Source organism: Enterococcus sp. DIV0703, from assembly GCF_051711065.1.
GTDB classification, from domain to species: domain Bacteria; phylum Bacillota; class Bacilli; order Lactobacillales; family Enterococcaceae; genus Enterococcus_B; species Enterococcus_B hirae.
This window is the reverse complement of record NZ_JBIOLX010000002.1, coordinates 1-26,088: the sequence shown is the minus strand read 5'-3', so window position 1 is coordinate 26,088 and position 26,088 is coordinate 1. Positions and strand designations below refer to the sequence as shown.

At 34.9% G+C, this 26,088-nt stretch carries 27 protein-coding genes; 2 read left to right on the top strand and 25 right to left on the bottom strand.

Translation table 11 applies throughout. From position 1 onward, the window contains the following. Nucleotides 1-10: 10 nt before the first annotated feature. From IGK81_RS13310 to IGK81_RS13265, 10 genes are all read right to left on the bottom strand, one after another. Nucleotides 11-259 carry a hypothetical protein gene (locus IGK81_RS13310; protein WP_258924995.1) on the bottom strand — a complete coding sequence of 83 codons (249 nt, stop codon included), beginning with the start codon at nt 257-259 and terminating at the stop codon, nt 11-13. Nucleotides 260-318: 59 nt separating this feature from the next. Further along, nucleotides 319-912, bottom strand: coding sequence for a hypothetical protein (locus tag IGK81_RS13305; RefSeq protein WP_096573209.1), 594 nt, complete (start codon nt 910-912; stop codon nt 319-321). Further along, nucleotides 913-1,245 (bottom strand): hypothetical protein, encoded by a 333-nt coding sequence (locus tag IGK81_RS13300; RefSeq protein WP_181933581.1) that lies wholly within the window; start codon nt 1,243-1,245, stop codon nt 913-915. Between the two features lie 77 nt (nt 1,246-1,322). After that, nucleotides 1,323-1,850 (bottom strand): hypothetical protein, encoded by a 528-nt coding sequence (locus IGK81_RS13295; protein WP_220378623.1) that lies wholly within the window; start codon nt 1,848-1,850, stop codon nt 1,323-1,325. An 80-nt stretch (nt 1,851-1,930) separates the two neighbouring features. Continuing rightward, nucleotides 1,931-4,297 (bottom strand): pLS20_p028 family conjugation system transmembrane protein, encoded by a 2,367-nt coding sequence (locus IGK81_RS13290; RefSeq protein ID WP_431393428.1) that lies wholly within the window; start codon nt 4,295-4,297, stop codon nt 1,931-1,933. Continuing rightward, complete coding sequence (locus IGK81_RS13285) at nt 4,294-6,903, bottom strand: VirD4-like conjugal transfer protein, CD1115 family (RefSeq protein WP_094940054.1); 2,610 nt, start codon at nt 6,901-6,903, stop codon at nt 4,294-4,296. Before IGK81_RS13285 ends, IGK81_RS13290 begins: the two co-directional genes overlap by 4 nt. After that, entirely contained in the window at nt 6,903-8,954 is a 2,052-nt protein-coding gene (locus tag IGK81_RS13280) for a hypothetical protein (RefSeq protein ID WP_306690531.1), read from the bottom strand. Before IGK81_RS13280 ends, IGK81_RS13285 begins: the two co-directional genes overlap by 1 nt. A gap of 68 nt (nt 8,955-9,022) precedes the next feature. Then, entirely contained in the window at nt 9,023-9,325 is a 303-nt protein-coding gene (locus IGK81_RS13275; RefSeq protein ID WP_306690532.1) for a TrbC/VirB2 family protein, read from the bottom strand. Between the two features lie 17 nt (nt 9,326-9,342). Then, a complete protein-coding gene (locus tag IGK81_RS13270) occupies nt 9,343-9,585 on the bottom strand; it encodes a DUF5415 family protein (RefSeq protein ID WP_094940051.1) in 243 nt (80 codons plus the stop codon). Next, on the bottom strand, nt 9,582-10,049 hold the full coding sequence (locus tag IGK81_RS13265; protein WP_201646770.1) for a hypothetical protein: 468 nt from the start codon (nt 10,047-10,049) through the stop codon (nt 9,582-9,584). The genes IGK81_RS13270 and IGK81_RS13265 overlap by 4 nt, the downstream gene beginning before the upstream one ends. A 188-nt stretch (nt 10,050-10,237) precedes the next feature. Between IGK81_RS13265 and IGK81_RS13260 the strand changes: the two genes are divergently transcribed. Then, a complete protein-coding gene (locus IGK81_RS13260; RefSeq protein ID WP_288322494.1) occupies nt 10,238-10,429 on the top strand; it encodes a hypothetical protein in 192 nt (63 codons plus the stop codon). Between the two features lie 141 nt (nt 10,430-10,570). Beyond that, the gene (locus IGK81_RS13255) at nt 10,571-12,628 is read left to right on the top strand and encodes a CAP domain-containing protein (RefSeq protein ID WP_306690534.1); all 2,058 of its coding nucleotides are present in this window, start codon (nt 10,571-10,573) and stop codon (nt 12,626-12,628) included. A 38-nt stretch (nt 12,629-12,666) separates the two neighbouring features. Here IGK81_RS13255 and IGK81_RS13250 read toward each other — a convergent pair whose 3' ends face one another. The 15 genes from IGK81_RS13250 to IGK81_RS13180 form a co-directional block, all read right to left on the bottom strand. Next, nucleotides 12,667-12,975, bottom strand: coding sequence for a hypothetical protein (locus tag IGK81_RS13250; protein WP_094940048.1), 309 nt, complete (start codon nt 12,973-12,975; stop codon nt 12,667-12,669). Nucleotides 12,976-13,165: 190 nt separating this feature from the next. Continuing rightward, entirely contained in the window at nt 13,166-15,250 is a 2,085-nt protein-coding gene (locus tag IGK81_RS13245; RefSeq protein ID WP_306690535.1) for an isopeptide-forming domain-containing fimbrial protein, read from the bottom strand. Further along, entirely contained in the window at nt 15,247-15,507 is a 261-nt protein-coding gene (locus tag IGK81_RS13240) for a hypothetical protein (protein ID WP_213183124.1), read from the bottom strand. The genes IGK81_RS13245 and IGK81_RS13240 overlap by 4 nt, the downstream gene beginning before the upstream one ends. Before the next feature lie 12 nt (nt 15,508-15,519). Then, nucleotides 15,520-16,281: a pilin N-terminal domain-containing protein gene (locus IGK81_RS13235; RefSeq protein WP_306690536.1), complete on the bottom strand. Its 762-nt coding sequence runs from the start codon at nt 16,279-16,281 to the stop codon at nt 15,520-15,522. Between the two features lie 15 nt (nt 16,282-16,296). Then, nucleotides 16,297-17,049, bottom strand: coding sequence for a class C sortase (locus tag IGK81_RS13230; protein WP_412003967.1), 753 nt, complete (start codon nt 17,047-17,049; stop codon nt 16,297-16,299). Nucleotides 17,050-17,063: 14 nt separating this feature from the next. Then, on the bottom strand, nt 17,064-19,040 hold the full coding sequence (locus tag IGK81_RS13225; protein ID WP_438758206.1) for a pilin N-terminal domain-containing protein: 1,977 nt from the start codon (nt 19,038-19,040) through the stop codon (nt 17,064-17,066). Nucleotides 19,041-19,092: 52 nt separating this feature from the next. Beyond that, entirely contained in the window at nt 19,093-19,764 is a 672-nt protein-coding gene (locus tag IGK81_RS13220; RefSeq protein ID WP_431393422.1) for a class A sortase, read from the bottom strand. 81 nt (nt 19,765-19,845) lie between these two features. Next, nucleotides 19,846-21,012 (bottom strand): EpaQ family protein, encoded by a 1,167-nt coding sequence (locus IGK81_RS13215; RefSeq protein ID WP_306690540.1) that lies wholly within the window; start codon nt 21,010-21,012, stop codon nt 19,846-19,848. Between the two features lie 5 nt (nt 21,013-21,017). Beyond that, nucleotides 21,018-21,707 (bottom strand): sortase domain-containing protein, encoded by a 690-nt coding sequence (locus tag IGK81_RS13210; RefSeq protein ID WP_306690541.1) that lies wholly within the window; start codon nt 21,705-21,707, stop codon nt 21,018-21,020. A 145-nt stretch (nt 21,708-21,852) separates the two neighbouring features. After that, nucleotides 21,853-22,092, bottom strand: a complete 240-nt coding sequence (locus IGK81_RS13205) for a hypothetical protein (protein ID WP_086311635.1) — start codon at nt 22,090-22,092, stop codon at nt 21,853-21,855. 65 nt (nt 22,093-22,157) lie between these two features. Beyond that, a complete protein-coding gene (locus IGK81_RS13200) occupies nt 22,158-22,397 on the bottom strand; it encodes a hypothetical protein (RefSeq protein ID WP_002347362.1) in 240 nt (79 codons plus the stop codon). Nucleotides 22,398-22,605: 208 nt separating this feature from the next. Continuing rightward, nucleotides 22,606-22,896: a hypothetical protein gene (locus IGK81_RS13195; protein WP_306690542.1), complete on the bottom strand. Its 291-nt coding sequence runs from the start codon at nt 22,894-22,896 to the stop codon at nt 22,606-22,608. An 18-nt stretch (nt 22,897-22,914) separates the two neighbouring features. Further along, nucleotides 22,915-23,256, bottom strand: coding sequence for a DUF5406 family protein (locus IGK81_RS13190; RefSeq protein WP_181933567.1), 342 nt, complete (start codon nt 23,254-23,256; stop codon nt 22,915-22,917). Nucleotides 23,257-23,874: 618 nt separating this feature from the next. After that, entirely contained in the window at nt 23,875-24,207 is a 333-nt protein-coding gene (gene traE / locus IGK81_RS13185) for a type IV conjugative transfer system protein TraE (RefSeq protein WP_081125732.1), read from the bottom strand. Nucleotides 24,208-25,047: 840 nt separating this feature from the next. After that, nucleotides 25,048-26,088: a replication initiator protein A gene (locus IGK81_RS13180; RefSeq protein ID WP_306690544.1), complete on the bottom strand. Its 1,041-nt coding sequence runs from the start codon at nt 26,086-26,088 to the stop codon at nt 25,048-25,050.

Here is a 26,088-nt window from a genome sequence, read left to right as displayed (position 1 = left end):
CCCTTTCCCATCAAATTTGACGAATTTGAAGCCACCAATCATCTGACAAAGGCGGAACATACCCTTCTTTTTCTGCAATTGCTAAACACTTTAAAACAGTTGATAATCCTAAAGAAAATTCATGATATTTATCTTTCATCATAAACATCAATTCCTCCACACATTCTTCACCTTGTGTATGATCCTCTACTTGCCACATTCCTTTTTCAATTTTAGGTATTGCTTTGTTATGATAGCTATTATTCATTTTATCTGACATGTTTTCCTCCATTTTATCACATCCATATAATTGTTGTTATTTTTATATTCAGTCAACTACTACTCATCATTCATATTGTTCATTCGATAAAGAATCTTGATCAATTCTTTTTTGTAAAGTGGTTTTAACCCTAAAATGCCACTAGATCGCATTAACTGACGGTTTCTGGTTTGTAAATCCTTGATTGTCTTTCCTTCAATGATGAAAAAGAAACTTAAGTCAGGACGTTCTTGTTCTGCTCGTTTCAATTCCTGGATCTCCTCTACTAATTTCTTTTCATATTTTCTTAATCGCTGTAGATTTCTTCCTAAGGATTGTTCCATACGATTCTTATCTAATAACTGCCGCTTTTGCACGATTTGTTCCGTTAGATCCGTTTCTGTGGTCAAACTAACTAACTTAATTGTTGGCACATACGTACGCATGACGGTGGTCAACTGATTCATTCGCTCCAGTTTCTCTTGTTCATTTAATCCCTCCACGTCAGTGGAAACTACACGATAATAACGTTGAAAATGATCTTCTTTAGTAACTAAGACTCCCTCTTCTGTACAAGATTTATAAGGAAATAAGTCCAAGATAGAGCGCTCTTCTGGTTTTCCAAACTGCAAAATGGATTTCCTGTCAACGGAATTTTGACCTTTGACTCGCATTTATTCATCCTCCTTATACGTACCATGATAATTTCGGTTAGGATCTAACGCATGATAATGGTTCTTATCCGTAAAGAACATAGATTCGATAATCGCAAAAATTTGTCGTTGACCTGGGTTATTATAGGGTTGCCAAACAATTACTAAGGCTATCGCAATCCATAATCCATAATTCAAAAGCGCAAAAAAGAGTGGTAAATGGACAATATTATTGACCATTTTCGCCCAAAAAAAGCAGCCACCGATCGTTAATAGATCCAAAAAGAAAAAAGCGTAAAACTTCCATTCTCCACTAAAACGTGGTGGATTTTTCATACGAATGTATTTATCCATAATATAATCAGACTCCTTATATTTTGTATTTTTAGAAACAAAAAACACTGTGATTTCTCACAGCGTTTTTCTAAATATTATAACTCTAATTCATTTCCTAAATCACGAGAACGTTTTTTTCCACGTCGTAATTGATAATTCAATTGACGATTTTCTTCTTTTAATTCAAAAATTTTTTGTTCTAGGTTTCTTTTCTTTTGAATCAAGTCATAGTTTTGTGCGCGTAATTCTTCGTTTTCCAAATGAACTCGTTGCATTTCATCGTTTAATCGATTTAAATTCTCCAATGATTCTTGTATCGTTTCTTGCCTAAAATTAAGTGAGCCAAGTTGACGATCTTTTTGTTGTCTTTGCTCTTTCAATTCTGACGATATTTGCTCAACAGAATGAAATAGCTCCGTTAATTTTACTGTGAATGTGGGCATAGCATCTTTCAAATAAGTGAATCCTTCTGAAAGGTGTACAATAATGCTTTCGGTATGTGTTTTTTGACCATCTAAAATAGACTGATGATCTTTTTGTAAACTCCCCGTATCTTTAAATCCTTTAATAGTCGCCACAAATATCGTTAAAAATGCTCCCAATGCAGTTATAAACGTAGCCATAAAAATATCCTCCACAATTTTCTCCTTTCCATTTTAACATAACATGTTTTATGAAGAAAAAAAGCCCTTAAAGAGCCCTTTTATTGCTTGATATTCTTCAATAGTTCTTCTTTCAATTCATTGTTCCTGTTTTTAGTTTCTCTTGTTACATTTATTTTTGTTGGTGCAGTAAATGCCACATTTGCTGGCTTGTAACCCGTGTGAACTTTTTGAATAGGTTGTGGTGCAGCTTCTCTTGTCACAACATTTTGAACGGACGCATTCCCTGTCTCCCCACTTTCAGATAAATTGTAAGAAACAGTTGCCAGATTTCCATTTTCAGGCAAACGACTTGGTTTCATTTGAACAGTACCTGCAGTTGATTGGTGAACAAAACTTCGATCATTCTCATTAAATTGATTCAAACGACTATCTTTCGTTGGTAAATTTTGTGTCTTAGGCAAATCAAATTTCGTTGATTTGCCAGATCCAACTTCAATTCCATTATCATTTGGCAGATCGATGGAATCATCATCCGTTTGTACTTCTTGATTTCGTTTTGGTAAATCTGAAATACGCTTTTCATTTTCAGAATTAATGTTAGATTTATAACGATATTGTTCTGGATCTTTTTTTGGTAATTGACCATTTTGTTCTTCTTCTGAATTTTCGTTAGAATGCAACCCATCTTGGTGATCTTTGGCTGAAGGAATCGCTGCACCTTCTTGATTTTCTTTTTCGGTTGTTGTATTAGCTTTTACTGCTGCATTGACTTGTCCTTCCCCATACGCATCTTTCAATCCTTCTTTGATTTCTGAAGCTTTTTCTTTTTGTTTCTCTAGTGCTTCGGATGGATTTTTCACAGTTTCAGCCAATTCTTTGGCTCTCGTGCCATCTAATTTCTCTTCTAAGGCGTCTTTTGCTTTTTCTGTAAGATCTTCAGCCGTTCCTTTTAATCCACGTTCATTGACGTAACCAAGACCTTCTGCGGCTTTAGAAACACCATTTTTCGCTTTCCCAAACATTTCGGAAATTGTTTTCTTACTATTTGGCACAGTTAGTGCTTTATCGTCTGGTTGTTCTCCTTCGTTATCAGGGGTAATATCTTTTCGATTGCCAAATCCATTTTTACGAATATCATTTAAATTGCTTAAACCACTCTTACCAGCACTTGCAAGATTTTTGGCTCCACTGCCAACATTTTTCGCAATATTCCCTAAAGCAAACATGCTAAGAAGAGAATTGCTGCCGTTTTTCAAACTCGTATCAACACCGAAAATCTTCGTAACAGATTGAGAGCCTTTGAATAGCGCAATAGTTAGTACAATTAACGCGACAACATACAAGAATCCGTTGATCTTTCCTGCCGCATGCAAATCCCCGATACCCGAAAGCATCAATGTATAGATTCTTAATTCTAAAATCGTAAATGCCAATAACAAGAAGGACTGAGAAATATCTTCTATCGCACTTTTCATCCGTTGACCTGTCTCAAAGTCCGTTGACGCGGCAATCACTAAATAGAATTTTTTAAATACTAGCTCAATAATGCAAGTAACAATCGTAAATAATATAAATAAATAGGCCACTGCCAAAGAAGTTTCACCAGCTAAAATAATTCCTGGTTTGCTAATATATCGACGATAGCCTGAAGTATACACATATTTTGCTAACCCTTCATCACTAATCTCCACAGGAATTTCTTTCCCATTATCATCCAGTTCCAATCGATATTGCAACGCTCTTAATCGATTCTTTTGTATGTCTGATAGCCCACTCTTATCTTTATTCGCCATGTCTTTAGCTTGGTCAGGAGTAATAATTCCATTGATATTCGCTGTTTTAAAATTTTTAGCAGTCAAGGCATTTCTTTTGTCTGTTGGTAGGGATTCTACTTTATTCGGGTCAGTCGCTAGTAATGTACTTACATCGATCACATTATTTTGAATAATTTGAAAAGCAGGTGAACCAGTTTTATCTGCTTTATTCGCTGCAGTGACGTCTCCGTAAAAACTTTTACTGATATTTAGCCCTTCATCGATTAAAGAACTACCACCAAAAATCAAAATCATGGCCATGACTAAATTCACCAAGATATTTTTGATTTTTGGTGGGTGTTTACTCATAAAAAATTTCAAGCCTAAATAAATTAATGTGACGACACAAAAAAGAGCTAATACCTTACTAATCAAACTTTGAAACAGTTCATTCACACCAGCAGCGTTCAATAAGTCTTTTAAATCAAAACTTTGATAAATTGTTTTTTCTAGCAATGTGTTGAGATTATATAATCCTTTAATCAGCCCCCACAAAAAAGTATTACAAATCCAACTGAACACATCTTGATATTGCAGATAATTACTATACTCTTGTAATACTTTCGTCACGGTTTTGGGGTTTGCATCACCTTCTCCAAATAAACCAGACCACCAGTCGGTAATGCCAGAAAAAATTCCTCCAATAATCATTCTTTCACCGCCTTATCAGCTTCTAACAAAAGTCGTTTCTTTATAACCTCTGTAATTTCTTCATTTTGACGCAATTTTTCAAGGTATTCTTGCAAACGATCTATTTGCTTCTCTTCATAAAATTGAATAAGTAACTTTTGTGCTGTTGAGTTGTCTAAAGATTGAACGATTTTAATAAAAATGTTTTCTTTAGCTTCCTCTACTATTTGATCGTGCATATTGTGATAAAGTCGACGTGCATAGATATCAGGTAGAAAATAATCGTAATCAATTTGTAAAGCCTTAAGATCCAAGTCCGCATGTGTACAATGTATGTCTATATCATTGATATCCCACGATGGATTGAAATCTTCAATATATTGATAAGCATAAGGAAGATTTGTTTCCCCATGATTAAAAATAGGATACGGCCGTATTTTATGACCTTTCAAATCTTGTCTTTTTAAAGGAGCGAGTACAATCGTTTCACCTTCTAAAAAAGTAGAAATTCTTTCAGGAGTTAAGATACGATCTGAATCAACATTGCGATTGATATGAGTATTCATACCTAATGAATTGATGGTACTGTTCTCTTGTTCAACCGTCTTATTCCCCACTTTTTTAGAAAATTCTTCGATGGTATTATCATCTGTCGACATAATATAAATATGTGTCTGACAATTTTCTTTGATAATCGCTGCGTTTTGTTCCCCATACTTCGCATAAAGTTGCTGATAGGATTGAATAAACAGATCCCACAACATGTTTCGACCAGCTGTGACTGTCATGATTCCTTCCATATTATCCATTGGTGGCATATTCCCAAATTCATCTAAAATAAAATGAATCCTACGGTGACACTTATCTCCTTTAGTCTTAACACATTGCGTAGATAATTCTTTGTATAACTGACTAAGAAAAATACTAACAATGATATGATTAGATGGATCATAATCAGGTGTGAGCATAAAAATAGCCATTGGTTTGTCGGTATAGTGCATCCGAATAGACTCTACTAATAAGTTACTTTTATCCTCATCTAATGTTAGAACGGCTTCTTTTTCTAATTCTGGCAAATGGGTTTCTCCTCGTTTTTTTCGATAAACCATATTTCCCTCTTCGTCTTTCAATACTTTTTGAGAGAATTCATACCAGGCCACATATTCTTTTCCTTGATGGTCATATTTTAAGCAAACATGATCTCCCTGCTCTAAGTGACAATCAAAGTTGATTTCACAAAAACCTCTATAACCAACTTTTACACGTTCCTCATGAAATTTCCTTCCTTTATGATAAAATTCCACTACGACTCGTTGATTTAAAAGACTTTCATGTAATTTCAAATCTAAATATTTTGGAAACCCAACCGATTTATAATCAATGGTTGATTGAGAAGTCATTTTCGCAATTTTCGTTAAGGTAAATGGATTCAATCCTGTGATTGCCGTCGATAAAATATTCCCTTTTGCCTTATCAGAACCAATTTTTGTTGCCCCGTATTGCTTTTTCGCTAGATTTCCAGGTGGTAACTGATTCATGAATTCATCTAAAGCATTGAGCTGCTTGAATTCATTCTCAGGATCTTGATAATTAAAACCACCAATCTCAGAAAGAAGTTCGACGAGATTATTCGGTGTTAATTTTGTGTAATCCCCTGTTTGATCCGCTTGTTCTAACAACGCAAAAATAAGCGCATTGACGGCTTTCTGTGCATTTTCGTTAAAGTATTTGTTGTCTGAAGCATTGGCATCATAATAAATCGTATTCGTGAAAGTATTGGTTAACTGTGTCGCTGTGTCTATGTCTCCTCGTTTCCAGTATTTTACAATGAGTGCCAATGGATTATCACTCATTGATTGCAATGGATCGGTGATATTAAAGGCATACACATCATACCCTCTAGCTTCTAGTTCATCTTTGCTAGCAACATATAATTCTGTTTTTGGATCATTAACAACCATTGAACTTTGTCTTTCTGCACGCGACAAATTGTCAATGGTTGCTAAAACTTCTATCTGTCCTTTCCCTGAACGGGAAGTACCGACAATACAAGTATTTACTGTATCCGTCTGAATATACCAGTACTTTTTATAATGAGTAATTGGTATTCCGCCATAACCAGGAAAACCTCCCTTTGATTCTGGTATTTGCGGATAAATTTGTTGGATTTCCTTTAACGTTTTTAATCGGTTATCTCCTTTTTGCCCATCTGCTAGCGGACGAAACCACATGTCCATTTTCAATCCCATAAGTACAGCTGGAACAACACAAATCGTAGAAACAACTAAACGTGTACCTAAACTCGTTGTTGGGGTCAAAGGATTCCAAAAACCAATTGAATCAAAATGGAATAACTGCGGCATTTCTTGTAACTGAAAAAGATTCACTCCTTGTAAACTTCCTGGAATAATCTCAAATCGATGAAATGCTTCTGGTATTCTTGTAACAACATAGTTTAAAGGAAGATAAGCTAAGCCACTATAAAAAATCTTTTGAGAAATACGTTTGTCATGTTTTTCTGGTAGCTCTTCTCCTGAAGGAGTATAGCGATAGAAATGAGAAAGATATCTATTCTTTTCTAAATTGAATCGTTTGTCTTTTCGTTTCGTTGTTTCTCTCACACGCATTATTTCACCTCATTTGATTCTGAACTTTCGGAAGAGTTTGAGTGTACAGTTGAATCGCTCGATCCATCTTTGGTCTTACTAGAATCACTCTCTTTGCTGTTTTCCATACTTGAATCTGTTGTTGACTGATTGGTACGATTCAATAATTCTTCTAATTGTTGTTCATACTCTTTTCTTGCTTTTTCCTGGGCTTCCTCCTTGATTGACGCCGTTGTGGCTGCAGAATCAGCCTGTGAAGATTGATTGATATGATTAAAAGCAAATACTGTTCCTCCACCTAGAAGCAAGCTTAAACTTGCAATACATCCCACCATCCATCCGTTAAAGGAACGCTGTGGTGAAGGAGTTAAATTTGCTTGGTTGTTGTCCACTGGCGTTTGAACAGTAGCTACTGGTTGAGGGTGTGCTAGATAATTTAATTGGGCTTGTCGCAATGTATCCATTTGTTCTTGACGTTCCTTACGAGCAGCTGCTTCCTTTTCCTTTTCTTGCTCTAACCGTTGTTTTTCTATCGCCATTTGTTGTTCCGCAAGATCCTGTTCACGTTTTTTTAGTTCTAATTGTTCGCGCTCTTTTTCTTTTTGCCGTTGTTTTTCTTCTTGTTCTTTCAATTTTTGTTGTTGAATTTCATACTCTTTTTTCCATTTTGGAATTTGTATTTGTAATTCTTGCTGGATCTGCTCGTGTTTTTCCATAAGAACTTCAGTTGTTGTTTGATATAGCTTATTCAGTTGCTCATTTAATTCTTTACTAATCTTTAGCTTATCGGTACGCAAACCTCGGTAGAATTCTTCTTTCCGTTCTCTTATACGTTCTTTTAACAAGTTATCTTTTTCTTTCGATAACGCTTCTTGATTCGTCTGAGTAAAATTGTTGATTTTTTCTACACACAAGGAATACGCATTGTCGCGTTTCTTTTCGTACCGCTCTTTGATTCTTTGTACTTCTTCTTCAATCATTCGCTGTTCTTCTTTATTTAGTTCCTCTTTTGCTCTCTCCCAATTCGACGACTGTTCCGTCGCATACTCATTTATTTCTTGGTCTGTTTCCTGTTGGCGTTCTTCAAAAGTAGCTAATAAATCTTCTTGTGCAATCTCATGCCAATTGGTTGATTGAACAGACTCTAACTGTTCTAAAAGTGTACCTTTCCCCTGTGAGATTAATTCTTCTTTACTCTCTAAAAATGCTTGATAGGTTTGGGGTAATTGATATTTCGAATAAAGCTCATTTAAAAATAATTTATTTTTTTCTTTCATCCATTCATACTCTGGCGGATATTGATCCAAAATATAATCTAATACAGTTGCCTTTTGTATCTCTGTTTCGTTTTTCTCTACTTCTTCACTGATAAGTGGTTCAATATATTCCTGAGAATCCCCTTCAGTCCATGTTGGCTCTTCATTCGCTTCGACTGGATCAATCTCTACTTCGATCGTCTCTTCCGTTGTTTCTTCAAAGGGATCGCCATCCAATTGATCCATTACCTCGTTCTCTTCCTCAAATATCGATTTCTGAGTCGGAATATCAGCTTGTTCGGCAACATTCACTGGCTCTTTTTCTTTTGATTCCTTCTTTGGAAAAATTGGTCGTTCCCATGGTACTTCTTCGTTTACTTCGACTTCACTCACTTGACTCACTTTTCTTTGGTCGTTCTCTAGCTCTTCTTCTAAAACTTGTAGAAGTTTTTCGTTTCGATAAGACTCTTCCACACTCATGGTTTCATCCGTTTCCTTAAACACATCAAGGCGGATCAAATCCATCAATGTAGGATAGAACCCTTCTGAAATTTGATAATCCAGCGGGCCAAAAACGTATTCTGTACCAGCTTTCTCTATTTTTCCTTCTGTGTCATGTAATGTGAGAGTCAACTTAACAGAAGATTGACTCTCTTGTTCCAGTACTTTACCTAACGCATGTAGTTGTTCTTCCGTTTCAATGACCGAATATTTCATTGTTTTTGGTAAAAAAGAAGTCCGCTTTCCTACTTCTTTCGTTGCTTTTTTTATTAACTCTTTATCTTTTTTGGTATTGCCTAAAATAGTAAAATACATGAATATTCTCCTTTCATAAAAAAGGAGTAAAAAGTAGGATTGTACTTTTTACTCCTTCGATTTGTTTTTTACAGTCCTTGTGGCGTTTGTCCAAACATTGAGAACATTGAGAACACGATAGAAGCAGCAGCTAAAATCACTCCTACACCCAGCAATACATAACCTACATGTGTTTTCCCGTTTTCAGCTCCTCTTCGTCCAAAGAAAAAGAAAATCCCTCCAATAATAATGGAAGCAACGGCCGCAACAGCTGCAATAATCATCAGATTATTTTTTAAATTAGTAGCTGCAGTTTGTATTACTCTAAAAACATCAACCGCAGCTACTACTTTCGGTTGAGTTAAAAAATACATTGTAATTGATTCAAACATAAGATTGTTCGCTCCTTTTAATGTTTAATAATTTCATCGAAAACAAGTTTTTCGCGTTCACGTTGATAGATATATCCTTCCAAGTCCTTATCTTTTCCTCTTAATAGATCAAATTGTGCTTTTTCAAGGACTTCTTGTTTCCACTGTGCTTCAGAAACACCACGACGTTCTAATATTTTAGACGCGGCTTTTTCAAATGGCGTTTTGGCTTTTGCCACTGTGATTCCTCCTTCAGGATAAATAAAAAGACTAGCAATCATTCGCTAGTCTTTTGTAATTTGTATTTATTTGATTGTGATCCATCATGAATCAATTTCTCTTTCGTTCGCTTTTCGTCCTTACTAGATCCAAGAAAAACCATTTTTTTTACGCCATCCTTCTCGTAAGGAACGACAATAAATAAAGAATCAGGTTTATTTATAAATTGTTTTACGCCTGCAGAATCTACTATTTTAAATCTTTCTAAACCTTCATAGTCTTTTTGTCTCTTAACTGTTATTTGTACAGGATCTGGATGCCATACACTTTCAGAGTATTCCCATGTTGTATCATCTATAATTTTTAAATTATGAACAAGACCTCCTACTTCTTCTTTCCAAACAGTCCCTGGCTGCAATAAACTATTATCTTCTTTAGCTTCAGATTTCTTGTTACTTGAACATCCACTTAAAATAATAAAAAATATTGCAAACATAGAAACAAACCATAGTTGCTTTTTCTTCATTTTATTCCTTCTTTCGTCGTTTATTTTTAGTATATCAAATAACGAAAGTAGCAACAAAGCACGTTCTGGTACACGGAGAACGGATACTCATAATTTTCCACCTTTCTAATAGAAACTTTTTCTCTTAATATTGTGATTTATTACAAAAAAGAGATATAATAGAGAAAAAATCAAGAGGGAGCATTGCAATGTACGCTGATAAAGAGAAAATCGAATGGTTACTATTTGAAACTGGTAAGACAGCATATGAAATTAGCAAACATTCTTCAGTCGCAGAATCAACAATTGCGGATTTGATAAAAAAAAGAAGTGCGATTGAAAAAATGCGATTTGATAATGCTGCCAAACTAACCAAATACGCTGAATCTATTTCTTCATAGCACACAAACAGCCATCCTTATACTTTTCATAGGATGGCTATTTTATTGCAGAAATTGCACGGTATACCGTTGACGTAACGCGGTGTGCCGTGCTATACTATGAATGTAAACAAAATAACTAATCAAATAGGAGTTGAAAACATGAAATTATTAAACCCAAAAACTATTATAGCTATTGGAACATTTGCTACCACACTTGCTCTTGCTGGATCTGTTGACGCTGCATCAACTAACGTCATGTATCGCCTTTACAATCCTAATAATCATGAACATTTCTACACCTCTAGCAAAAAAGAACGCGATCACCTGGTAAAGATTAAGTGGGGTAATTATGAAGGCCCCGCTTGGGAAGCACCGACTAGCGGTGGCCATCTTGTCTATCGCTTATACAATAAAGGCCTTCGTGATCACCATTACACAGCTAGTTGGAAAGAAGTACAATGGTTGACCAAAAATTACGGTTGGACTTATGAAGGGCCTGCATGGCGTTCTGCCGAAAAAAATAATAAACCGATCTACCGCCTTTTCCTTCCTGGTGTAAAATCTGGTTCACACCATTACACAGCCAGTTGGAAAGAAGTACAATGGTTAACCAAAGACTACGGTTGGAAATACGAAGGAATCGGTTGGTATGGAGCTGACACCTCTAAACCCAAAGTGAATAAATCAGCTTTAGAAGCTCTTTATACGAGCGTTAAAGGAACGAAAAAAGGTGACTATACCGACAATACCTGGAACGCATTCCAAACCGCTTTAAACAATGCTAACAAAGTGTTAAATGACTCAAAAGTGACTCAAAAACAAGTGGATAGTGCAAAAAACACATTAGATTCTGCTTACAAGGGATTAAAGAAAAAACCAGCTCCTACTGTGAACAAAACGGAATTACAAGCCTTGTACAACCAAGTAAAATCAACTGCTAAAGGAGATTTTACAGAAGAATCTTGGAAAAATTTTCAGACTGCTTTATCCAATACTAAAAAAGTACTAGACGATTCTAAATCTTCTCAAACACAAGTTAACAACGCTAAAAATAGCCTTGATTCAGCGTTTAAAGGGTTGCAACACAAACCTAAACCTTCAGAATATGCGGTAACCGTCCGTCATATGAATCGACAAACTGGAACGCTGCTAAAAGAAGAACATGTCTCAGTAAAAGCTTGTACAAGTTACATTGCAAAAGCTAGAACCGACTTGACTAACTTTGAAGCACCACAGTATCAAGTAAATGGGAATGAAACACAAACACAAACGATTAACACAAATACCACATTTACTTTTTATTATGATGAAGTCTTTCTAGTTGAAGTGAAAGCTCGTCCAAATAAAGTCTCGGATACTGATCCAAATATCCAAGAACTCTATAATTACAGTAAGAGTTATCCCGTTGTTTATGGACAAAGCATTACAATTGAAGCACCTACGTTCACTAATTTTGTTCTTGACCCTAGAGAAAGCTCTAGCAACACTGTGACTTTAAACAACGTTACAAGCAATCAAGGAATCAATTTTGCCTATACTCATCAATACAACGTCACTGTGAACCATATAAACGTTGACACAAACGCTGTTTTATCTACTGAAACACAAACGGTTTACGAGGGAGATAGTTTCTCTACTTCTTGGAAAAATATGACCGATCAAAACTACTTCTTGTGTAGAAATGACGATTCATCTGTTACCGTTGATAAAAATGGACAACGTATAATCAATAAGGTTGACCAAAACCGAACAATCACTTTCAAATACAAAAATATCTCATTAAGTGATTTAAACAACTATGTGCGTCAAAAAGAACTTGCTTGGTTAAATAGCTACCGTCAACAAAATGGCGTTACTCCAATGCAATTTAACGACGTCGTACAAAAAGCTGCCGATATACGTGCAAAAGAATTGCAAGTAAGCTTCAGTCACTATCGACCTGGCGGCGGTACTTTCCAAGATCTCTTAGAAAGTTTAGGCTGCTATGGTGCTAAAGGAGAAAATATCAATAGTTTCTACCTTTACGTTGACGAGATCCTTTCAGATACAGGAGCAGTAAATGCTATGGTTATGTGGAAAGATAGCGCAGTTCATAACGCAAACTTGCTTTACAACAATCAAAGCATCGTTGGTTTATCCCATGCTTATGAAGTTTCTTCAGACGGATCACTTTCTTCAGATAATGTATTTATTAGTGCCAACCCAATTTTCAAATAGAAAAACAAGGCTTATTTTCAGCCTTGTTTTTTGCTTAATTAAATAAAAATTTTATTTTTTATAGTAAAAGGACAGGCTCTATAAAACAATTCTTGTGCCAAAAATTGATATTCTGGCTTAATATTTATTCTAAATTCATCAAAAAGTTCTGAAATATTTTTATGAGGATCAAAAAAAGTTTTTCCTATATCTTTAAAAAACGGATCAACAACGATTCCTCTATAAACAAAGAAACTAGCTTGATTGACCTCTCTTAAATACTGAATCATCATATCTTCGTCATAAAAGATAATATGATCTTCAAGATATTCATTATCAAAAAATTTTTGAACGATATATAATCGCATGTTATTCCTCCTAAAAAAACAGCCCTATTCCTTAGAATAAGACTGTTTTTGGATCATTATAATCATGTCCCTTCAAAAAATGATTCAAATGAAGAAAATTTCAAATACTCTAAATCTGAAGAAATAATTTCTGATTTATCAAGTATAAATGGTTTTTCTCCCAGAAAAACTTCTAAAACTGAAAAGGAAGCTACTTAAGAACCACATAACTAAAAGTAGCTAACACAAGTAATAGTAAGCTGACCACTAAAGTTGTTACTAAATGTATAGAACCTGTTTTAGGAACAATAACTTGTGGCAAGTTAGGATCAACCCCAATTGTCACAACATTTGTTTTATTAGAAACATTATCTACTGCTACTACGGCTTGGTTATCAATATTTTTTTCTGATTGTAATGGAGTTTTAGCTGTAAATATCAGCTGAATTTCTCGTCCATCTAAAAGATTGTTACTTAAGAAATCAGCGGAAGCTTCCCACTTCAATGTTCTCGAATTGCTATCATAGGTTAGTGTGCCTTCAGAAGTAATATCTTTACCTGTACTCTTATCGATTACTTGCGCAGAGCCTTCTTTACACGTCAAACGAGCTTCAATCGGATCTTGAATACTAAATTGCTTGTAGTGATCTGACGCAGCGTCTACGCCTTTTGTATGCCATTTTTGTGTGACTAGATATTGTACTTCAGACCCTGCATTTAAAGGAGCTGTCGGTGTCCCCTTCTTACCGTCATTTCGTCCGTTTACATCTTTTCCATCTTGTTGCACTTCTTTCACTGGAATTTTAGGGAAATAAACGGTAATGATATTTGTATCCTTTTCTACTTTATTAATGATCGAAGTTCCCTGATTTTTGGCTACACTATTTTGATTGGCCAATTCATTAACTTTTACATTGATCACTAATTCGTAAGTTTCGCCGTTATACTTCATTCGATTTTTTAATGTATCAGCTTTCGCTGCATATTTTACCTGGTGTTTTGTTTTGTCATAAGTCACTTCACCAGATACATCGAATTTTTTGTTTGATCCACATTCTACGTGTGCATCGACGTAATCTACTTCTTTTGGTAAATTATCAATTAACTCAAATCGATCGTAAACCGCAAGTAAATCCACTCCTAAACGATTCACTTTTTGTTTGATTCGATATTGAATTGTATCTCCTACTTGCAACATTTTATCGTTCACGTTATTTCCATCTTTATCTACCCCTGTTTTTTCAGGTTGATCAGGAACAACGCTAAAGATTGTCGCAGAAGATAAAGTAAACCAGGTTTGAACATTAGAAGAACCAATCACAAACGTCGGATTTGCTTCAGATATTTTAAAGGACACCGTCCCTTGACCAAACTTCGGATCTCCTAATTTATCATGCAAATTGTTGAAATCATTATCCGCTTGTGTCAGCTTAGAGCTTCCTCCTGGGTGACCACCTACTACGTTCAGATTGTTGTAGAAAGATTTAAATTCTGAAAGAACCGTATCTTTTCTGACATACCAATCTGTCGTATTCATTTTGTCATAGTGGGCATATTCTCCTTTAAGATCCGTGCTTTTTCCTCCTGCAGGGTTCAAAGAGTTAAAACTGATAAATGTATCCCCTGAAAATTGAACGGGACTACCGTCCTCATATGTGGCTACTAGCTGCACATTCATTTGTGTTGCATGGTAAACAATTCCTGAGAAAAGATTGTCTGAGATCCAAAGGACTGTTCTTTTTTTAGATTTACTCATTGCACCATTTGCATTTTTATAGCCATCGTCTCGAAAATGAGTCTTTGTATAGTTGTTATCTAGAATATTCCATGGCAACGTATCTGAATATAAGTGGATATTAGATAGAACTAGCTTGATATTCACTTTTTTCCCGTTATACGTACCGATTTTTCCGTAGTCAATATTGACTTTGGTGTTGGTTGTTACGCCTTCTAAAACAAGGTTTGTTTCACCATATTCTTTTTGGAAAGAAGGGTAACGTATATTTTTGTTTCCCTCCACTAATCCTACGTAGTCGTCTTTAAAACCACCTTTGTTGGCATCAACATGATATTTGTAAACTTTGGACGCTCCGCTTACAGTAATATTTGTTTTTGCATTAGGTACATCTTTTGGAATAATAAAATTATTCTTTACGTTCTGGATTGGATTTGACGGATCGACAATAACTTTTTCAGCAAAGACATTGGCTGTTTTTAACCCAAACAATGTACCTAACATCATCATTATGGGAAAAACATATTTTAACCGTCTTGTCCACGAGTGTTTAAAATTCATCCCTTCATCCCCTCTTTTTTATAAATGACTAGTGAAATTCCGACAACAACGATCAAATTGATCGTAGTAAATAATGGATTCCTAATGAGCTTTTCCATAATATCTAGCGGCATAGAAGCAGCTGGTATGTTTAAAATTCTCATTAGGTATGGTTGGTAACTTGGTAAAATAGATAATTGAGAAAATAATAAACCGCAGTACAAAAAGACTGCGGTTAAACAAGAAAGATTGAATAATAATAATTTGATCCATTTCATCTTATTTCTTCCTTAATCTCTAGAAAACAAGTGAGTAACAAAATCCCAACAATGCTCAAAGAAATTTTTCTTTACGCCAGTAGAAACGATTTTTTTCACTTCTTCTTTAGGTTGCGAAGCTTCTGATTTAGGATAGATCCACACATCCTTTAAGAATTCACCGTTTTTATCAGAAACAGGTGTTAATAGCAAAATATCCTCGCTATTAGAAATGTTTTCAGGACTTGATTCATTGACAATATAATAAGCTTGTTTCTGATTTGCCTGTACTTCTACCGAGAATTCAAAGACACCTGTTTGTTGATCAATTGTCTTTGTTTCTCCATTAGAAACTAGCTTCAATTGATCACTGGACAGTTTTTTCACTCGATCTTTTAATTGGGATTCAATTTGATCAGTTGAGAGATCCTTAACATCCATCTTTTGTAAAATGTCCGTTACATCATAAACAGAAAACTTCGCGCCATTTACTCCTTCTTGTTTCTCAAGCTTTTGCCCCTGGTTGTCTAATTGTTCTGAAGAAATAATCTTTTGAACGTGAATGGTCTGTTTGACTATTTGATCGTCTTCAGCAATTTTAGGTTCTTCTGAAGAATCAACTGTTGACAAATCGACGGTTTCATCGCTGCTTTGAATCGCGCTGCTATCTGATGTTTGGATTGTTTGTTCTGTGCTACCCGTACTTTCTTGACTGTCTGCAAACATCAACTGTGTGTAGGCAGTGAAAGAAAAAAGAGCGGCTACACAAACAAATAGCCATTTTCTATTTCTCATATTGGTTACCCTCCTTTATTTTTTCTTTTTATAAACAAATAGCGAACCAATGATCATGACTGAAAGAAAAACAGTACTTCCTAAAAGCCATTTCCAATATAATTTTTGTTTCTTATTTTCTTCATCTTTTAATTCTGATTTTGTAAAGGTTACTCGTTTCCCATATACTAGGAAACGGTGTGTGTTGATACCCTTAGGCATACATGTCATTAGCGTTACTCGATCTTCATTGGGATTTGGTTCTAAGTAAGTGACAAAGTTTCTTTGTAGTTCGTCTTTTTGCACTTCCTCAATCCGATCGATTTGATAAGCGTGCTGCTCACCATCAACTTTGATATAAAACTTTTCTCCCTTTTTTACTGAAGGTAAATCATCAAAAAGATTATCTTTATAAAGTCCACTATGACCTGCGATTAAAGGATTTTTACCGTTTCCTCCTGTAATATCACCAGTTCCTTCCGTAATACCTACACCATTTTCTAAAATTTTGTCGGACGTTCCGTCATAAATTGGTAGTTTTAAAAAAATACTTGGAATTGTAAGAATACCAACAGGATCGCCTAACTCAATCTTAGCAACATCCAAAGAAGAATCCGTTTCTGCTGCCGTTCCTGTTCGATCGATTGCAGCAATCTGCTGATTTTGCTGGTATTTCGCCACGCTCGCTTCAGCAGGCATCAAAAGTAAGACACCTGAAGCTGAAAGTAACCAGAAAGCAATGATCCATTTCCCCATGATTCGCCTTTTCTTAGGCTTCCTGATAATCATTGGTTTTGATCCTTTTAAGCTTTCTTCTTAAAGTAAACCACTGCAGAAATGGCTCCTGCACCTAACAATAAGCAAGAGATCAATATATACGTTTGGAAACCATTGCTACCAGTCATTGGTACTGAAGCTTTTTGATTGTTTTTAATCGTGATTCGATTTTCTTCTTTGTATGAATCTTTGTCTACTTTGAAAGAGATCTCTTTCGTTAATTTCTGATAGTTTTCAGGCGCTTTTGTTTCTTCCAGTGAATATTCACCTTCAGTTAAACCAGTGATTTCAAAGTGACCTTCTTTATCTGATTTTAGGATCGCTGCATTTGCTACATCGTCTACCCATACTGCTTCTTTGACACCGTCTTTATCCGTATCAACCAATCCACCATAATATTTTCCTTCTGCATTTTTAACAGCAAATTCTGCGCCTTCAAGCGGTGTTGCTTTGATTCCTGTTCCAAATAGCCCGCTATCAACTTTTAAAAATTTTGCGCCATAAGTCACAACATCAGCTTTCGTTTTTTCGTGGTGTTCTTCCTGATTAAATGGATTGTTGTTATAAACGAAATCCACGCTATTTGTTAATGGATTGGCAACAGCTACGCTGTCATTTACATACATGTTATAAGTCATTTGAAGATCTTGTCCGTGTAAACTTGCGACAGTATCACTTACTTGGCCATTATTCACGATAAAATCGATCACAAAGCCATTTTCTGAATTTTGGATTTTATAATCTGTATTTTCTTTTAATACCACAGATCCATCTTTATTTGTTACTTTGATATTTGCTTTAGCAGCGACATAAGAAAGTCCTTGTCCTGCTGTATCTCCCCATTTAAATACACTGTAAGGAGAAGTTTCGCTTTTCACACCGTTTACTGTGATACCGTCTTCGCCACCTGCAATGTCTGTTGGAATATGAATCGTTCCTTGATAATTCACTGCGTCACCAATTTGGAAAGAATGTTCTGCCCCTGTTCCATTGGTTACTGTCTTATCGATTACAGGAGCTTTGTAATTTACATAGGAAGCTTTTAAGTCACTTGTCACGCCATCATTCGTAATTTCGAAGGTTAATTTATTGTGCGCATCGTTGCGAGCGTCAGCGCCCAATAAATACTGATCAGCAGTAGGTTCTTGATCTGGTCCAACTACTATGTCTGAAAGAATTTCTACAAAATAGTATTTACCCAACGTTAAATCTGTTGCAGTCAGCTTTCCTTGATCATCCGAAACAAGATCGCCTAGTTTGGTTCCTTTTCCAGGTTCTCCTTTATACAATTCGAATTTAGCGCCTTTAAGAGGGGTTTGTTTGCTTTGCTCTGTACCATCATCACCGAATTTGGTTAATTCAAAACTCAACTTAGAAACAATATTTTTAGGATATAAGTGAATGTCTTTTAAAAAACCTGAACCTGTGTTGTCAGTCATTGGAGCAATGACCACCATTGGTTTTGCTTTTTGAGTTACTAATCCTGCAGCTGATTTACTTTCATAAACCACGTACACATTTCCCTTTGAATTGACATAGGCTGGTTGATCCGCAAAAGTGATCTCACCATTTTCATCTACAGCTGAAGTAATTTTATTGGTTGCATTCTTGACGTACTCACTGTTAGATCCCTTGTCTTCTACATCTTTAACAATTTCGTCCACTTTCGCGTTGGTTAGATCAGAATCTTCAGTCGGTAATACTTGATCCGTAATATTTCCTAACGTAAACTCAACATCACCATAATCTGCCTTGTTGTATTTCGTTACACCTGTAGGATATTGATCGTGCGTATAACCATCGTTTTTGATCCCGTCAATATCAACATTCAATTGCGTTCCTTGATCGTACATTAATTTATGAACCGTGATATTGACCTTCTCTGGTGGCGTTTTTTGCGTGACATCTTCTGCATGTGCTTGATACCCCTGAAAGCAGCTTGCAATGATTACTAACATTCCAACAAGCATTCCAGCTTTTTTTACATACCGATTTATTGCCATTTTTTACTCTCCTCATTTCATATTTCAACGACTAGCGTTGATTAAAACCTTGTTATTGTAGCTCTCCCTGTACCACGTATCTTTCTTTTCCTTGTGACGTATAAACACAAGTAAACAACGTTAATAAAGGGTTCTCTCCTTTCTTCGGTAAAGACAAGAAAGAATTTTCTCCAGGAATACCATCAATTAATTTAAAGTATTCAGGTACGATAAATTTACGCGTTACCTTGTAACGATAGACGCCATCGTTACTAACTAAGTTCATCACCTCCCCTAATAACAACTTTTGAATATCAGAAAACAAAACACCTGGCATTTCCATGTTATGACCTGCTAGGACATAGTTTCCTTTGCCCATTTCAGCATCCTCATAAAAATAAGTAGCTGCTCCAAGACTCAAAGTGTATTGATTTGCCCCTTTAAAAATCGGCAATGCTAAACTAAGTGCAGGAATCTGAATTTGTGCAAATACTTGTTTATTGACACCCATTTCGATTGCTTCTTTTTGTATAGACAGTATTTGCCCCAAAGACATATCATTATTGACGTTCGTTGCATCCTCCTTATAACTCTTTGCGTGTGCATTGATTTGATCTACGGGCATCTTTTTTTCTATATTTTGCTTAAACACCTCTCCTTCATGTTTTTGGTAGCTAACATAGCCAAACATACTGCAAAAGACCATTAAAGCGACTCCTAAAAAAACAAATAACCATTTTTTCATCCATCTGCCTCCTTTCAGACAAAACAAAAAACACTTTTTCACAACGAAAAAGTGTTTTCTCTTATTACTATTCTATTTCATTTATCTGGTGGTTTTATATTGGTGTGTAGCCATTGCTAACATTAAGAACACAATTGGTACCCAACTGATTGTAGTTAATGTTTCTTCCATGAATGATTGACACATGATCGCTAAAAAAGCCCACAGGAATGTTAGTTGTCCGTTTGTCAGCTCACATTTTCTTACGAGCAACCATAAGAAACTAAGCAAAAGAATAATCGATAGAGCGAAACCAATCAATCCATAGTGATTGACGAGTGCGTGATACGTATTATGATTACCTAGAATCTGATTTCCTCTATGGAAAAAGAAAGGTTTCATCCCTACAAATATTTGTCCTGTTTTTTCGCCTAATGTTTCATAGAATTTGCGCCAAATTTCTTCTCGTCCTGTAAATAAATGAACTTTGTCTGACATTGCAGCAAAATAAGAAATCGGTAAAGCTAGAACCGAAACTGCTGCATACATCCAAAAGGACAAGTGTGTGCTTCGAAAAATCTTCTTAGGTAAAATTTCTAAGATAAGGAAGATAACCAGCCCGTATAATGCTGCTTTCGATTGGCAAACCCAAATCGTTGCCCCAGCCAGGATCAACGCTGGTAATGATAACAATCGCATGTAACATTTTCCAAATGAACTAGCAAATCCTGTGATAAGAAGGGCTAATGTCATTAAAGAACTACCTATCGTATTTGTATTGATCCAAATATCTGATAATTTGTTCGATGGACTCCAAATACTTTGTCCTTCTGGTACTGGTATCTCAGTAAATACTCGATAAACCGTTACGAGTAAAAAGACATAGAATACTGCAAGATACAAGCTACGATCAATTACAGTAAATTCCGTCCATTTTACAATCAAAATAATAGCAATAATTGTCGGAACGATCAGATCACTATAGAAAGTATCTCCTCGGTAGCTTCTAAAAAAAGAAAAGAAAAGGTAAAAAAGAATTCCTGCTGCAATGAAGAATAGATCGTTTCTCTTTACCTTGTACAGATTCAAAAGAAACAAACAGCCTACGAAAAACGTCACTAACTGTGCAGCATTATCATAAATAAATAATATCGTAGGAGGATTTAACCCCACCGTCCATATTAAATATAGAATGGATACCAACAGTAACAGAAAAATGGCACTCATTTTATTGATCAATTTTTCTACAAGTTCTTGAATGTGACTCACTTCCCTTATTTATTGATTTTTTCTACATTGACTAATTCACACTGGATCACATCGCACTTTTTCATATTATTTGCTTGAAAGGCTAACAGTGTGAGTAGTGGTTTTTTACCTGCTTTTGGCAAGGATAAAAAGGATTTGTTTTCCTTAGATTGAACTACCTGGCTGTAATCAGAAATTTCTCCTCTTTTGGAGACTTCATACTGATACTTGTAATGAGCATCTATTAGATCAATTTCTTCTCCTTCAGATAAATCAGTCATATCGGATAATAAAACGCTTGGTGTATCTACGTTATAACCAGCAAGAATATAATTTCCATTTCCCATTTCAGTATCTGGATAATAAGTAGAAGCTACTCCTAAACTAAGCGTGTCGCTATTCGCTCCTTGAAAAACAGGGAGAATAAATCCTGTAGAAGAAAAAACAAGTTTTCCAGCAATTTCACCTTTGAGATCCTTTTCTAATGCCTGTTTTTGATTAGTAATCAGTTGTCTCTTAGAAATATCCGTTAAACTGGTCAAATTATCTTGATAGGTTTTAGCCTGTTCCTGAATATGGATTGTTTTTGTTACACTATCTACTCTCTCAGCGATTTTATCCTTTTGATAACCTTGATAAACAAAATAACTAAAAAGTAGAAAAACAATGATTACGCCCACGTAAGGATTAAATAAAGTTTTATTGTTTTTATTCATCTATCTACCTTTTATATTTAAATTAATTTACCTACATCTAACCAAGATAAACCACGTTAAATTTTACTATTCTTTTTATTCAATAACAATGCCACATCATAAACGATCATTTTCATATCATAATCGTCAAGAAACTTCTAAATCGTCAAGAAACTTCTAATAATAGTTGGCAATTGGAACTTGTTTTTACATAAGTTCGCCTCAACTGTTCAAAATTTTTCATTGATCCCAATAGACAGGCTTTCTCCTTCCCTGTTATTTGCATATCATTGATATATTGCATGACAGATAACCTTTTAAGGTGTTTTTGTTTCATCGTTTTTAGTAACTTTTCTTCCATTTCTTTCGACACTTTTTTTCTATTTTCGATTTCTTTACAATTCATGAGTTTTCCTACCTTCCTTGTTTTGATAAAAATAAAAAAGCCTATGATCACATACGCTCTACACTTCACTCTTGGGTTATCTTTTTCTTTCTTTTAACTACTGGCCTTGCTGGTTTCAAATCCTTGATTCCATTATAGGTTCTCCAATAATCAAACTCTTTTCGTAATCTTTCTTTTTCCATATCTGTTCCTTTGGATAAGGCTTTAAATACATCTTTAGGTGAATAACCACGAGCTAACAGCTGTACATACCTTCCTTTTGTCAAAGTATCCATATCCATCGCATCTAAAACTGGTCGCGCCATCTAATTTTCCTCCTAAATAAATTCCTTACTCAATGCCTAAGGTAATACTTCCTTTTTATTAATCGTCGTGATTCCTTCTAAGCCTTTATCTGTAAAATCTAATTTGTAAAAAGATAAATGTTTATTGGTTATTTTCCAAAGTAATTGGCCTGAGAATCATTACCCAATTTCTTTTTACTTTGAAAAAAATTATCGAATCTTGGATCTATTAAACCAATGTAGAATCAATGCTTAATACACAAGATTTTTGTTCATCAATAATTGTAAAAATATCTTTTGTAGCTTCCTCCATACCGATCGGTTGTAACGTTTTTTCACTAATTGTTTTCGCATTCTCTTGCATTGCTTCATTTCTATTTAACTCATGCAAACATCTAATAAATTCTTCGTGATCCTCGATATCTGCTACTACTTGTTCATACAATTCTGCACAGTCTTCTTCATTCTTTGCTGCGATTAACGCATAATAGTATGGTGATTTTACTTCGAAAAATTTCATAATTTATTCCTCCAGTTTTTATTCTTCTTTATCCGCTACAAATTCAATGATTTCAACGCTGACAATATAATCACTCAAATATGACCAAGTATCTTCAACAGATAATTCATCTCCATTATCATTCATAAGCGTCATTTTAAACCATTCATTACCTTCATCATCTTCAGGTAGCAAGCCGAATCCAATTGGATTATCAGTCAATGTTTGATCGTATAAATCATCCTCGTCTAATGCTAAAACATCTAATCCTTTACAATTTCCGCCTCTTCTAAATGTCACAAATCCTTTGTAATCCCAACGTTGGAAAGAAACCTTAATAGTATGTGTGCCCCATCGTATATTCGGATCATAATTTTTCATTTGTCATTCCTCCATTACGTAAATTTCATTTTCTCTATGTTTTATATCAATTTTTTCACTTTATTCAGGACTCGTTCATATTTTATCGTTTTTCGTTTACTTAAAAATACATAAAAAATATCGACTCGTTTATGGCGTCCGAAACGAGAAACCCTAGTAGAAATCGGTAAATGCTCGATTGATCCAATGACCAACGTCCTCGCAAGTATCTACATGTACTGCAGCACACGACACAATTTCTTGTGCGTCCTCCCCATTACGAGAAGACCTACTCCTTATTCCATGAGTTTGCGTCAAAGCCTAGATCCCTTAGTAGCTGCTCATGATTAATCTAGGCGCTATTCTAACTTGTCTAACTTCTAAATTCCCTCTTGTTTACTCTGTGCATATTATTTACACAAATTCATTTCACCACTATCCAAACAAGGGCATTTACTCGATTGACCAATTTTTTACGTTACCAATCGTAAAAACCTACCCCGTCACTCCCCGAAGGGAATTGTTGATAGATCAAGTCTACTCCTTATTTTTCGAGTGATTCTAAGTTCCTCTAGAAGTCTCGACAATATTTTCAAGCAAGCGAAAAACGATAAAATACAAGTTATGAGAATGATCAATTCAACTGATCAAACGCCCCATCCCTTTTGCGGTACAACGCAAGACTCCATTTTTTCTTCGAGCAATCAGTACACCATTTTGGTCATAAACATGTTTGATTGTTGGATATAGCTCTTTTAAAGGGATAGGATCTTTTAAAATCATTTGCTTGCGTTTCCCAGTATAATAAATCATTTCTTCTGAAACTTTGTCTTTCTGGATTATATATTTCTTACACTGCACAACGGTTTTACTTTGGCCTGTTGATAGTTTCTTCGTGGTTTTCTCTGTAGCGGTACACCGTTTACCGTAGTGACAAATATCTTCGAGACTCAAAATTCCAGTATATAACATAAAATGATCCTCCCAGTTTATTCAAATATTTTTAATAATTTTTCTTGTTATTTTTCAAAAATAGAGAATTGATTCTCGTTCATGACAAACAAAAAAGAGGGAACGCATTCAAACATGCGTTCCCTCTAATTTCAGCGTTCGTCATACGGCAAAGAGCCACACAGACATTTTTATAACATTATACCTTGACATAATCCATCGTAATATCACGTATTTTTAACCATAATAAAGCCAAAAAAAAGTGGTATCACTTTTAAATATCTGTTATACTAAAGTCCGTTGCGGGTAGTGCCGTAACACTGAAAGGTAAACGCATTAAGGTGTCTTCTTAATGCCACCTGTGGACGTCGACGAAGGTTACCAGCCTTCCGAGTCATACAGGGCCTTTCTTTTTTTTTGTATTTTCAATTGTCCAAATTTATCGTCCAAAAGTGCAGAACGAAAATCAATTCATCACAAGCATAGCAGACAATTAAATTTAAAACAACTAAATTTATACAAAAAAATGTAAGCGAATAATATTCGTATTGTCTGAAAAGAAGTAATATCAAGGTTTTTAGCTTGTTTAAAAAATGAAATTACCTCTCTTCGCGTATTATTATAACTCAAAAAAAGAAGCATGCAAACGTTTGTTCCCTTTTTTGTTGTTTGAAATTAATTATTACTTTTAACACTTATGATGTAAAAAGTTACGTTTGTGATTTTTATCATAATATTTTAACTCATAAATTCTATTAAAATAGCTATTTCTTTGTAACATTCGTAATATAATTAGAATAATAAAAATTTTTTAATTTTAATGCCACTCCATGAAACAAAAATCACTTTATCAGTAAATTTTCACTCTAACCAGTCTTTCGTAATAGTGTGTGGGGAGCTTTCAGAATTTAAACGTTTTTCACTAAATACTTTAGCAGCTATTGGTTTTTCGATAAACCAATTTTTTACATAGACAAAAATCAGGTTCTGGATATTTTCAACTTTTTCGATTTTTAATTTTTGATAGGCTTTTAACAGTGTCGTGTATAATTCTTGTTCTGCATTGACATAATAACTATCGAGTTCTTCAAAAACTATCGAAATGCCACTTTCTGTTTCGGCTTTTTTCTTTGCATTATGAATAGTCTGGACAGTTTTTTGAGCTTCACTGTAACTTGAAGAAAATGTTTTTATTAAATTTAATACTCGTTCAGGGACAAACGTAGCAATGCTGTCGTTTGTCATAATTGTCTCAAAATTGTCTAACAACAATTTATCTTGTAGGCGGTCTTTTTCAGTGTCTATATTGTGTCTATTAGTGTCTAATATATTATTATTAAGTTCTGGTATGATTTTCATACCCTCTGATTTATCAACGTTTTGGCACGGTATGATTTTCATACCCTCTTGAGCTCCAAGGGATTCAGCGTATGATTTTTCGTCGAGGGTGGGTATGATTTTCATACCCTCTGATTTATCAACGTTTTCCCTATTCTCTCTATCAAATTTTTCGAGTAAGTAGATATCATTTTCTGAGACTTTTAATTCTGCTAGATATAGTCTATTAGGATTATTTTTCCCTAACTGTTTGTTAAATCCCATCTGCTTTTGTAATAATAAACCAAAGGATTCCAACTCTTTTTTGATTGCTATCGCTTTTTGTTTTTGGCAGTTTAATACGCTACATAGTTCATTTGTCGTATAAGTAAAATAAACATTACCTTCTTCATCGATTTGCCTTTTACTGATTGCGATCTCTAATCTTGCTTTTAAAAGCATATAGGCAATCTTGGTTGAATCTTTCATTTTTTTGTATTCGTCAGAAACAATAAAGACTTTTGGAAATTGATAAAATAATTCGTTGTAAACTCTATCTGCCTTAAAAAAATTAAAATCAGTCAT